Origin of the sequence: Moraxella oblonga NBRC 102422 (assembly GCF_001598275.1) — a bacterium.
In the GTDB taxonomy this organism is placed as follows: domain Bacteria; phylum Pseudomonadota; class Gammaproteobacteria; order Pseudomonadales; family Moraxellaceae; genus Moraxella; species Moraxella oblonga.
In genome coordinates, this window is the sequence record NZ_BCYQ01000055.1 from 1 (window position 1) to 11183 (window position 11183).

General features: G+C 42.9%; 11 protein-coding genes. 2 read left to right on the forward strand and 9 right to left on the reverse strand.

Annotation, left to right across the window (positions count from 1 at the left end; translation table 11 throughout):
- Positions 1-35: 35 nt before the first annotated feature.
- The 8 genes from MOB01S_RS11155 to yihG form a co-directional block, all read right to left on the reverse strand.
- Positions 36-1802 (reverse strand): FTR1 family iron permease, encoded by a 1767-nt coding sequence (locus MOB01S_RS11155; RefSeq protein ID WP_084349724.1) that lies wholly within the window; start codon positions 1800-1802, stop codon positions 36-38.
- Between the two features lie 10 nt (positions 1803-1812).
- Entirely contained in the window at positions 1813-3042 is a 1230-nt protein-coding gene (locus MOB01S_RS11160) for a Dyp-type peroxidase (protein ID WP_066805400.1), read from the reverse strand.
- A gap of 144 nt (positions 3043-3186) precedes the next feature.
- Entirely contained in the window at positions 3187-4068 is an 882-nt protein-coding gene (gene efeO / locus MOB01S_RS11165; RefSeq protein ID WP_084349725.1) for an iron uptake system protein EfeO, read from the reverse strand.
- Between the two features lie 116 nt (positions 4069-4184).
- Positions 4185-4460 carry a cell division topological specificity factor MinE gene (gene minE, locus MOB01S_RS11170; RefSeq protein ID WP_066805406.1) on the reverse strand — a complete coding sequence of 92 codons (276 nt, stop codon included), beginning with the start codon at positions 4458-4460 and terminating at the stop codon, positions 4185-4187.
- Position 4461: 1 nt separating this feature from the next.
- Positions 4462-5277: a septum site-determining protein MinD gene (minD, locus tag MOB01S_RS11175; protein WP_066805409.1), complete on the reverse strand. Its 816-nt coding sequence runs from the start codon at positions 5275-5277 to the stop codon at positions 4462-4464.
- Between the two features lie 76 nt (positions 5278-5353).
- The gene (gene minC, locus MOB01S_RS12820) at positions 5354-6325 is read right to left on the reverse strand and encodes a septum site-determining protein MinC (RefSeq protein ID WP_066805426.1); all 972 of its coding nucleotides are present in this window, start codon (positions 6323-6325) and stop codon (positions 5354-5356) included.
- A 63-nt stretch (positions 6326-6388) separates the two neighbouring features.
- Positions 6389-7471 (reverse strand): hypothetical protein, encoded by a 1083-nt coding sequence (locus MOB01S_RS11185; protein ID WP_066805429.1) that lies wholly within the window; start codon positions 7469-7471, stop codon positions 6389-6391.
- Positions 7464-8414, reverse strand: a complete 951-nt coding sequence (gene yihG, locus MOB01S_RS11190) for a 1-acylglycerol-3-phosphate O-acyltransferase, YihG family (RefSeq protein ID WP_066805433.1) — start codon at positions 8412-8414, stop codon at positions 7464-7466. Before yihG ends, MOB01S_RS11185 begins: the two co-directional genes overlap by 8 nt.
- Positions 8415-8654: 240 nt before the next feature.
- On the opposite strand from yihG, the gene MOB01S_RS11195 reads away from it, so the two are divergent.
- Positions 8655-9308 (forward strand): OmpA family protein, encoded by a 654-nt coding sequence (locus tag MOB01S_RS11195; RefSeq protein ID WP_066805436.1) that lies wholly within the window; start codon positions 8655-8657, stop codon positions 9306-9308.
- A 68-nt stretch (positions 9309-9376) separates the two neighbouring features.
- On the opposite strand, the gene MOB01S_RS11200 is transcribed toward MOB01S_RS11195, so the two are convergent.
- Entirely contained in the window at positions 9377-10273 is an 897-nt protein-coding gene (locus MOB01S_RS11200) for a hydrogen peroxide-inducible genes activator (RefSeq protein WP_066805438.1), read from the reverse strand.
- A gap of 206 nt (positions 10274-10479) precedes the next feature.
- Between MOB01S_RS11200 and MOB01S_RS11205 the strand changes: the two genes are divergently transcribed.
- Positions 10480-11085: a hypothetical protein gene (locus tag MOB01S_RS11205; RefSeq protein ID WP_066805440.1), complete on the forward strand. Its 606-nt coding sequence runs from the start codon at positions 10480-10482 to the stop codon at positions 11083-11085.
- Positions 11086-11183 lie beyond the last annotated feature (98 nt).

Below are 11183 nucleotides of genomic sequence, written 5' to 3' on the forward strand. Positions count from 1 at the left end.
GGTTAGTATAAATTTGGGTTTAATGAGCATAAAGTTCAAGTTGATTGATTGTGGTTTTGTTTGGTTGAATTTTGTTTGCCCAGTTGCGTTGTGAATGCGATGATTGCCACATATAGCCCTTGTGCCAAAAGCCCTTGCATACTAGGATAAATACCAATCATGGGTAGGGCAGTAAAATCAAGCATTGTTCTTGGTAGATGATTGGTTAATTGTAGTGCTAAAATACTCACGCCCAATATTTTAAAGCCAAGCAGATAAATAGTAACGGTCAAAATTTTAAATAGTAGCGGAATGGGTAATTTTAAGGAAGTTTTAAATAACAATATTGCTACCACCGCCAAAATACCAAGTGCTAAACCAATACCTATTAAAAAATCGCTCATTGCAATCGCAGGTAAAATCCCCACATAAAACAAAATCGTCTCTGCCCCTTCTCTAAACACCGACAAAAAGCTAAGTAAAAATAACGAAACAAAGCTTCCTGTTGTCATCGCCTTGCCAAGCTGATGTTGAATATAAGCATTCCACGCTTTGACAGATGATTTGGAGTGTAGCCACGCCCCAACACCAACCATCATCACGACCGCCCCAATGCCAACCACACCCTCCAACATCTCACGATTCGCTCCGCTTGCCATCTGTGGAAACAGTGTATAAAAGGCGACCGCCCCCGCCACGCTCCCCACAAGCCCTACACCAACCCCACCATAGACCCATTTTTTGCCTTGCTTTTGACCGCTTGCGTTCAATGCCGTGATGAGTGCCATAACAATCAACAAGGCCTCTAACCCTTCACGGAGCAAGATAAGCATACTGTCTACTGCGGTATAATGAGCGGTTGGGTTGATTTTTTTTAAATCATTGATGATGTTTGATAGCTTGTCTTGGCTGGCGATGTCGCCCTTTGCCATGATGATGGGAATTTGACTTTCAATTTGGGTGTATAGTGTGGGATTGCGAGTAGCTACTTCACCTTCAAATACTGCCCAGCTGGTGATAAATTCGGATAATTTGGCTTGACCGTCTGTGATGTTGCTGTTTTGAAATTCATCAAGTCCTTGTTCAAGCAGACGAATGCCATATGCCAAATCCACATTCTCATCCATCTTGGGTATGGTGAGTGGTTTGCCCTTGATATAGCTGTCAATTGCTGATTGTAGGGCGTGAAATTGTGTGTCCATATTGGTGGTATTTTGTGTTTCTATTGCCACACGCAGGAGAGCCATTGCTGTCTCAATCGTGCCATAATGCGACTTTTGTGTATTTCTTACCACTCGTTCGTTTGCCACCCAGACACGGTTGAAATTGTCATAGGCAAGGCGTAATTTATCCAAGTCTTTATCCGTCTTAAAAGCATTAATTGCCTTGCCCAAAGTTGCCAACGCAGGGGTGATTTTGCTCGCAAATCGCTCATTGGCTTGTGTATAATCCACAGGGTTTTGGGCTTTTTCTAGGGTGTAAAGGGCGGTGGATAAGGCTTGCAAAGTGTCAGCATTTGGTGTGCGTAAGGCGGTGTCAAAAGCGGTCAGCACGGTAGTTTTTAGCTCATTGTGCTTATCATCAATGCTAAGTTTTTGAAAATTCTCGTAAATAATCGCCAATTCGCCTTTGGCTTTGTCGGTTTCACCATTTTTTGCCAAAGTCATCACATCGGACACACCGACAAAAATGGGGCTAAAATTGACTTTGGTGGCTTGGGTTTGGGTGGGTGGCGTTTGGGGTGGTGTGGCGGGTGTGTTGGCAATGCCTAAATTTGGCATCATCACAGCCATCATCAGCACTGATAAAAAAATTTTTCGCATTATCAACCTCCTACTCAAATAATCCTTGCCCCAAATAGCCACCTTTTTCTACGCCCCCAAAACAAGCAAATAGTCCAGAGCCAATGTGTGTGGTGTATTCGGTCATTTTATCATTATTGCCAAAGGCATTTTGAATCACGGAGAATTGCATTGGATTTTTTTGAAAACTGACAAACAACAACCCTGCATTAAACTGCCCCTTGTCATCAATCCCACTGCTATACGAATACGAACGGCGGAGTATTTGTAGCCCTGTACGTTTGGCGATGCCTGCATGACTGGCTTCACCTACCATCAGTTTGCCTTTGTCATCTTTGGCATGAATGTCAAGGGGAGCAAATTCGTCCGTCTTGCCAATGCTTGCCCCACTTTCACGATGGCGACCAAAGGTATCTTCTTGCCCAACGAGTGAAGTTCTATCCCATGTTTCAAGGTGCATTTGAATCAGACGCACGACCAAATATGAGCCGTTTTTAAATGCCCCTTCGCCAATCCAAAGCCATTTGTCTGTGTTTTCTAAGGTTTCTTTGTTTGCCGTGCCGTCCTTGAAGGCAAATAGATTGCGTGGTGTGTCCGCCCCATCATCAAAGGCATTGTAGCCTGATTGCGACCATTTCATCGTGATGAGTGAACGAGCTTGACGTACAAGCTGACGCACAGCGTGAAAGGCGACCTGTGGATCTTCGCTACACGCAGAAATACAAATGTCGCCCCCTGTTAGGTGTGGTTTGAGCTGGTCTCTGGGGAAGTTGGGTAAGTTGGAAAATTCGGGTGGGGCTTTGTGTTCTAGGTTTAATTTTTTTAAAAAAGATGGGCTAATGCCAAAGGTCAATGTCAAACCGTATGCCCCCAAACTGTCCGCTTCACCTGTATCGCTCGGCGGCAGATGGGGATTTTGGTCATAGGGCTTGATGTTTTTACCTGCCATCAGTTTGGCTGAATATGCTGTCCAGTCCTTAAACATCTGCTGGATTTCATTCACGTCAGTACTGTGTAATTCTGCCACCAAAAAATAGGTGTGGCGTTGGGCAGGCGTGGTGATGCCTGATTGGTGTGTGCCATAAAAATCATATTTTAAATCGGCAAAGGGGTTTTTGTTGGCTTTTGATTTGTTGTCTTTGTCCAAAGTGGCGTTATTGGAAGTTTGGGAGGGGTTGTTTGGCGTACAAGCACTTAACAATGGTACACTGGCAACGCTCATTAGTCCTACATTTTTTAAAAATTGACGGCGGTTGTGCATTTTTTGTTCCTTTAAAAATAAAAAGCATTAACCAAAGTCAATGCTTTTTATACCAAATAAACTTTGATTGTATATTTTTAGAAAGGCGAATTGCAATTTCACCTCTAAACAACATTATTTTGGGGCTTAATACGGCTAAGCAACTTATTCCATCACCACGCCCATTTGTGCTAATGGTTCACCCAATTTATTGACGGCCTCTGCCAATGCTTTGATTTCGTCAGGGGTCAATTTATCATAGCCTTTATAATCTTTTTCGCCCACTTTGTGTTTATCCAATAGGGCATTGACATCAGCAAATTTGGCTTTTAGGTCAGCAACCAATTCAGGTTTTTTGGCTTCTAATTTTGGGGTAAAAATTTGGAAAATTTTCTCCGCCCCCTCAATATTTGCCTTAAAGTCATACAAGTCTGTTTTAGAAAAAATCTCTTCTTCGCCTGTGATTTTGGTGGTGGTAACTTCATTGAGCAAATCTACCGAACCTTGAATCATGAGCTCTGGCGTAACTTCTGCTGTGGGGATTTTGGCTTTTAGCTCTTTAACATCAGCAAGTAATTGGTCGGCAAATGCTTCGGTGCCTTTGGTGGTGTTTTGTGTCCAAAGGATTTTTTCAATGGCGTGAAATCCTGTCCATTTTTCACCTTGTTCAAGGTCGGCTTCACGGTTGTCAATGCGAGGGTCTAGGTCGCCAAAACTTTCGGCAATCGGCTCACTACGTTCAAAATACATTCTTGCCAAAGGATAGATGGCTTTTGCCTCATCGGTTTTGCCCTCTTTAAGTAGGGCGACAAATTGTTCGGTATCGGTAACAAGGCTGTCAATCTGGGTTTGTACCCATGCTTTGTATTCGGCTGTTTCGGCAGATAAATCCACTGCTGTGTTGGTTTGGGTGGTTTGGTTGGCTTGAGAGGTGACTTCGGTTTTGGCTTCTGTCTTGGGTTCGGTCTGGGTAGGTTTGTCGCCACCGCAAGCAGTCAGCAACGCCAATACCGTCATGGCAATCATTGTGGGTTTAAATAAAGACATATTCACTCCAATAATATAAACAATAACCATTCTCTTTATATTATACGCCTTTTTTGCCCAAAATCCAATAAAAAACACACCCGAAAGTGTGTTTTTTATTATTTTATATCGTTATATTATTTGTCAGGTAGGTTAATGCTAAGTTCTAGCACGTCCAAGCTGTCTTCGTTGCGTTGTTTGATGTTGACATCATTGATTTGGACGCCACTGACAAATTTGTTCACCACCGCCAAAATTTCACGTTTCATCTCATCAACACGCTCTTGGGTTAGGCGAGTGTTTAGATGGTTGGAACTTGCCACGATGACTTTTAGGCGGTCTTTGGCGATAGAGGCACTTTTTGATTCTTCTTCGCTACCAAATAATGCTTTCCACAATCCTTTTATGTCCATATCAACCTCCAAATAATCTGGCGAAAAAGCCTTTTTTCTTGACAGTCAAATGACGAAACGGACGTTCTTCGCCCAAAAATCTTGCCACAATATCATCATAGCATTGACCTGCTGCCGAATCAGGATAATGAATCACAGGATAGCCTTGGTTAGATGCTTCAAGTACAGCGTTGCTTTCTGGTACAACACCGATGAGTGGCACTTTTAAAATATCGTTGGCGATGTCGTCAATGCTCATCATCTCACCATGTGCAGCACGCTCTGGGTTGTAGCGAGTAATCACCAAATGCTCACGCACACGACCGCCTTGCTCAACTTTTCTGGGGCGAGATTGTAAAATGCCGATGATACGGTCAGAATCTCGCACGCTTGATACTTCGGGGTTGGTTACGATGAGTGCTTCGTCTGCAAAATACATGGCAAGCTGAGCCCCACGCTCAATCCCTGCTGGACTGTCGCATACGATATAATCAAATTTTAAGTCATTGGCAAGCTCATTCATCACCGCTTCCACACCTTCGGTGGTCAAGGCATCTTTGTCGCGAGTCTGAGAAGCGGGCAAAATGTATAAATTTTCAATTTGTTTGTCACGTACGAGTGCTTGGTTGAGTCTGGCAGTACCATTAATCACATCAACAAAATCATACACAATGCGGTTTTCACAACCCATGATAAGGTCAAGGTTACGCAAACCTACGTCAAAATCAATCACGACTGTCTTAAAGCCACGCAAGGCAAGACCTGCACCAAAGGATGCACTGGTGGTGGTTTTGCCCACACCACCTTTGCCTGAAGTTACGACAATAATTTTTGCCACAATAACACTCCCTAAAATCTTGAAAATAAATGAAACTTGCTATTATAGCACAGTTTTTATGGATTATGATTGCTTATCAATGCGTCATAAGGGTAAATATCAACCCTTTGTCAGCATCATAGCTTACTTGTACTGCTTTATCTATCATCTCAGCAGGGATTGCTTCACGTAGGCAATATGTCCCTGCCACCGATACGAGTGATGGGTTGAACTTTTGGCAAAAAATACGAGCATCTTTATCACCTGTCGCTCCTGCCACAAGGCGACCTTGACCATGTCCATAGATGTGCAGGTTGTTGTCGGTGATTGCTTCGGCACCGTTGTTTACGCCACCGATAATTACCAAATCCCCACCCAAATGCTGAATGCTCTGCCCCGAACGTAGCATATAGTTGTGTACACTGCTGGTCATGCCTTTTTCTTCGTCAAAAACTTCTTGGCTAAATGAACCAACCTCAGTGCTGGTTGGTACAGCTTGCACGAGGTTTTCGGTGTCGGCAAAAGCAGGCGTGTTGGCAGGGCTTGTTAGCTCCAAAATATCAGTAACAATGTCCACGCTAAATTTGTCATTTGTATCATCTGCTAACTTGGTGGCTACGTCTGTATCGTCAGTGTTTATATCATTGATATTTTCAACGCTTTCAACATTTTCAACACTTTCCATAAGATTGGTGCTGTCAGTATTGCTGATGTTTTTGGTGGGGTCATTTGTGTTTGGGGTGTGGTCTGGGCTGGTGGTTGTTTTTGTTTCGGTGGGTTTGAGTCTTTCAATGCGTTTGCCGTCCGAGGGGAAAGTTGCCAAACGAAGTGCGTTCGCCTGTTTGGTTAAAGCACCCTCAACCACGCCAATCGGTTGTATGCCAAGCCCCCAAAGCATCTCAACTAATGCTTCTAAATCCACACCAATGTCGCTATCAATCACCACAGGAATGGGGGTTTTGCCACCCACCAAACTTTCAAGCTCGCTTTTAACCACTGCCAAATCATCTGTCATGATTTTAAGACGGCTAAAACTAAGCATTTTACCAAATAATGCAATTGCACTCATAATCTATTCCAAATTCAAATTCGTGTCATTTTAGCAGGTTTTGCACAAAAAATCATCGCTAAATCACAGGTGTAACTGTTCTTTATGTTTCCATTGTTGGGTTTTGACTTGGGCTTCAAAAGCAGTTAGGGCGTCATCTACCACATCTCCAACCAACGCTTGAAGTTGTGGGTGTGTGGTGTCAATGTTCGCTATGCCATGAGCGACATTTGTCATCAAAGCATCTAGTGTTTTATCATCAAACAAATGAGCATTAATGGCAGAGGTTATGTTTTCACCAATGTGCCGACCCACATGAGTGATTTGGCTTTCTATCATGCTCCCTGCTATGGGGATAAGTTTTAGGTATTTGCGTAGCTCGGGGGTATCAAGGAGTGCTTGTTCCACCGCCAGACCGACATTTTTAGACAGTTGTGTGCCTGTATGTGCCAAAAAAGCAGATTGCAGTTTGGGTGTAAGTTCTTTTTTTAACAAATCCAAAACCACCGCTTCAAGTTTGGCACGGTTTTTGTCAATGGTGTTTTGTAGCAACTCTTGATGAGTTTGGGAGTATTCCATTTGATTGCGAAAATTACCAATCGCTGTCAAGATAACACGGTCGGACAACTCTTCTAAGAGTACATGATAATAAAATTGGGCAGATTTTATCCATTTTTTTGGAATGACTACCACCCCAATGTCGTGCAGTCGTTTGATGGTGATGCCTGCTCGCAACAGTCGCAACGCACGCAATGCAGGAAAGCAAGCCAGCGTTTCGTACCAATGCACAAAAGGGAAAAAGAACCAACGAAAATAGGTTTTTTTGATTATCGCTCGCACCCAACGCCATGACAATTCTACCACCCAAAACACCGTAAAAACACCACCAATCGCAGAAATGTCATCATGATAATGTACGGCGTACTGCCCAAGCAGGTGAGAAAATCCCATCCACTCGGCAAGTTTATTTGCCAAACCGCTCATTAAAATGTTGTCCGCCAAAATCAGCACCAAATCCACCGCCAATAAAAGCAATAACGCAATGTCATAGGCGATTTTGGCTTTGCTTGGGCGACTTGGTGGTGTCTGCTGACCAAATAGTGGTATTACATCATCAGGCACGTCAGAGGTGGTGCTGGGGGATGGTTTATTATGAGCATTATCCATGAAACTGCTCCAACATCTCTTGTATGCGTATGTCTTTTGCTTGCCATGCCTTATCTATCCATGCATATAGGGCTTGTTTGGTGGTTTCGTCTGTGTCGTATTTGCCTGCTATAATGTCATCAAACAATGCCTTATCCATGTCAATGTGGCGAATGTCTACACCCAAACGTCTGATTTTACCTTGCCACAGCTCACTATATTCTGCCACACCGTCAGGGTAAACTATGGTCATGTCCAAAATACCATCAATCTTATCACCAAGACTGGCAAGTGCCAACGCAAATCCGCCCGCTTTGGGTTTTAAAAGGTGGGTATAGGGCGACTGCTGCTTTTGGTGTTTTTGGGAGTTAAAGCGTGTGCCTTCTAGGTAATTAAGTAGCACAAAAGGTTTGTCTTGCAACAGCTCGCACGCTCGTTTGGCTTCTTGCAAATCACGATTGGCAAGAGCAGGATTTTTGGCGATTTGCTCTTTGGTGTGGCGTTTCATCATCGGAAAATCTAAAAAATAAAACGCCTGCCCCACGATAGGAATGTAAATCAGCTCATGTTTGGCAAAAAAGCGAGTAAGCGGTAAGATGCCTTCACTCACGTATTGGATAATGCTAGTATCCACCCATGACTGGTGGTTGCAAATGAGTAAATATTTGCCATCGGGTTTTAAATCATCAGGTACACTGATTTGCCAATCTTGTTTGGGTAATACTTTATCAATCAAGGTGTTGTTGACGTGTATCCAGTGGTTGGCGATGTCTAGTACCGCCTTATCACCTTTTTTGGAGTTGAAAAAAGTCTTGGCAAGACCTGAAACATACAACGGTGTACCAATCACCATACTGTTTAAAGCAATCGTGCCAAACCCTGTGGTCATAGAGAGTTTTTGGGCGATTTTGGGGTGTTTGTCGTGCAGTTTTTGAATAAAAGGTAAAGGTTTGGAGGTTTTCATGATAAAAAGATAAAATAGTCAATGCTTGCACACTATTTTAGCAAATTTCCTGTTAAAGTGATAAAAACTTTATCAGCTTTCGGCTCTCTTGAAACATTTTGTAATATTTAGCACAAGATTTATCATGCAAACTACACGCATCATTACACATCTACAACACAATTGTTCAAATATTCGTGCATAATATATTCATCAACTTAACAACATTTGGGCATCGCCCTATTTTTTGAGGAAAATTCCATGAAAAAACTTCTTGCTATCTCAGCCGTTTCAGCCAGCATGATTATCACAGGTTGTGCCACTACTGGTACTGGTACTACTCTTGGCAATGCTAGTGCTACCACCAAAGCAGGTTTGGGTGCATTGGCAGGTGCTGCACTGGGTGCTGGTATCTCTAAGGCAACTGGTGGTGAAAAGACTGGTCGTGATGCTGCCATCGGTGCTGCATTGGGTGCTGGTATTGGTGCGTACATGAGCCGTCAAGAAGCTCAACTAAAACAACAAACTGCTGGCACTGGCATTGAGGTAACTCGTGATCCTGTTACCAACAACATCAACCTTGCCATTCCAGAAGCCATTACCTTTAATGTAGGTAGATATGACATCAAACCTGCTTCATATAATGCCCTAAATCAAGTAGCCAACACCCTAAATCAATACAACCAAACTTCTGTTGTGGTAAACGGCTATGCTTCTATTGAAGGTAATGCTAACGCCAACCAAATCCTATCACAAAACCGTGCTGTTGCCGTGGCTAACTACCTGACCAATCAAGGTGTAAATCCAAGCCGTATCAGTGCTTATGGTCGTGGTGCTACCACCCAATTTGGCAACACCTATGAGCCAAACCGCCGTGTAGAGCTTACCATTCTTGCTCCACAAAACGTTAACTAATCATCATTGATGATGAGTAAAAAGCAGGTTGTAAAACCTGCTTTTTTGTTTTTATGGTGCGATGTTTTTTAGCGGTTAGCTTGGCTTAGTACTTGATTGAAAATTTCACTTAAAATTTTCACGTCATTGACACGGGCGTAGTTGAGGCGAGTGATGAATGCCAAACGTCTGTGAGGTCCTTTTTCGCTGATGGGTAGGGCGGTTACGGATTCTTCGGGAATCTGGTCAAGAGCCATTTTTGGCACTAAGGTTGTGCCGATACCAGCCAGTGCCATCTGTATGATGGTGTTTAGGCTTGCGTCAGCAAAAGCAGTTTTAAAATCAGATTTGCTCATTGCACACACAGACAAGACGTGATCGGTTAAACAATGTCCATGATTGAGTAGAAGTAGGTTGGATTTTGATAATTCATCACTGTCAATGCGTTGCAATTTGCTATGTTCATCACCTTTGGGGAAGATGGCAAAGAAATCTTCTGCCCAAAACTCAAATATGTGCAGTCCTTCAACGACATACGGCAAGGCGATAATCGCCGTGTCAATCTGCCCATAACGCACCTGCTCGATGAGTCGCTCGGTTTGTTTTTCAATAACAGACAACTCAAAATTGGGGTGTATCTTTTTTAGGCTGGGTAATACTTTTGGTAAAAGGTAGGGGGCGATGGTGGGAATAATCCCAATCGTCATCGGATATGCCAGTGGTGATTGGTGGCTGTGTGCCAACGTAGTCAAATCATTGACCTCGCTAAACACTCGCAATGCCCGCTCCAAAATCGCCTCGCCTATGGGAGTGATGAGTACTTGTTTGTTGTTGCGTTCAAAAATCTGGGTATCTAGCTGTTTTTCAAGTTCGGCAATGCCCAAACTTAGGGCGGATTGGGAGATGTTGCACTCTTCGGCAGCACGTTTAAAATGTTTGTGTTTGGCAACGGCAAGGGCAAATTCTAACTGGCGTAAGGTAATCATAAGCACTCCGATGATTGATTTTTTAAATATCCTATTTTACACCTAAGTTTAAAAAAATCAAACAGTATCGTTAATAATTTGAATAAATTTACGGCATATTCTATCAAAAATTCGTTAGCATAAATGTTTTGTGTATATTTTTGCAAAATCACGCTTAAAAGATAATAAGTTGTGCTACAATTAAATTCTTTTTGGAAAAACGACTGATGAAATTAACCACTTTATTTTCTACATTGATGGTTGGGGCTATCATGCTGACCGCTTGCGATAAGCCAGCCCCCACCACGAGCGAAGCACCACAAACCACCCAACAATCCCAAGTCCAAACCCAAGCTCAAACACCCACCCCCAACACAAATGCTTATCTAGATTATCAAGTCAAAGCAATGCGTACTTTGGTTGTGCGTATCATTTTTGAAGATTATGAACTGACACAAACACAGATGACGTGTTTGCTGGATAAAGATGGTACTGCCAATTATCTGTTGGTGCTTGAACCATATTTTAAAAAGATTCTAAGCGAAGAAGATTTTAAGGAAGCTGATGAGTTTTTTGCCAGTCAAACAGGACAAAAGTTTAATGCCACCATTGATGCGTTGTTTGAAAAAGCACTAAAAGGCGAGCCAAATACAGAAACAGACGAAGAAAAGGCATTTTTGGCAGAAGTGGCTGCCAAGCCATTTTTCAAAAAAGCTGAAACGTATGCCAATCAGATGAGCGAAGAGGAGGCTCTTGCCTTTTTGCAAGGCATGACAGATAAAGAGGTGGTTCGTTGTGGGATTGAATCTACCCAAACCAAACAACCAAGCTAAATCTGCCTAACAAAATAAAAAACCGCTCCAATGGGGCGGTTTTATTAGATGGGTAAAAGTGATTTGTGAGGTCAAACCAAAAGGTGGTTGGATTGTAT

What these genes read in the sequence shown, in the direction of transcription:
- MOB01S_RS11195 (WP_066805436.1), top strand. Translation starts at nt 8,655, where the DNA reads ATGAAAAAACTTCTTGCTATCTCAGCCGTTTCAGCCAGCATGATTATC.
- MOB01S_RS11200 (WP_066805438.1), bottom strand. Translation starts at nt 10,273, where the DNA reads ATGATTACCTTACGCCAGTTAGAATTTGCCCTTGCCGTTGCCAAACAC.
- MOB01S_RS11205 (WP_066805440.1), top strand. Translation starts at nt 10,480, where the DNA reads ATGAAATTAACCACTTTATTTTCTACATTGATGGTTGGGGCTATCATG.
- MOB01S_RS11160 (WP_066805400.1), bottom strand. Translation starts at nt 3,042, where the DNA reads ATGCACAACCGCCGTCAATTTTTAAAAAATGTAGGACTAATGAGCGTT.
- MOB01S_RS11155 (WP_084349724.1), bottom strand. Translation starts at nt 1,802, where the DNA reads ATGCGAAAAATTTTTTTATCAGTGCTGATGATGGCTGTGATGATGCCA.
- minE (WP_066805406.1), bottom strand. Translation starts at nt 4,460, where the DNA reads ATGGACATAAAAGGATTGTGGAAAGCATTATTTGGTAGCGAAGAAGAA.
- minC (WP_066805426.1), bottom strand. Translation starts at nt 6,325, where the DNA reads ATGAGTGCAATTGCATTATTTGGTAAAATGCTTAGTTTTAGCCGTCTT.
- efeO (WP_084349725.1), bottom strand. Translation starts at nt 4,068, where the DNA reads ATGTCTTTATTTAAACCCACAATGATTGCCATGACGGTATTGGCGTTG.
- MOB01S_RS11185 (WP_066805429.1), bottom strand. Translation starts at nt 7,471, where the DNA reads ATGGATAATGCTCATAATAAACCATCCCCCAGCACCACCTCTGACGTG.
- yihG (WP_066805433.1), bottom strand. Translation starts at nt 8,414, where the DNA reads ATGAAAACCTCCAAACCTTTACCTTTTATTCAAAAACTGCACGACAAA.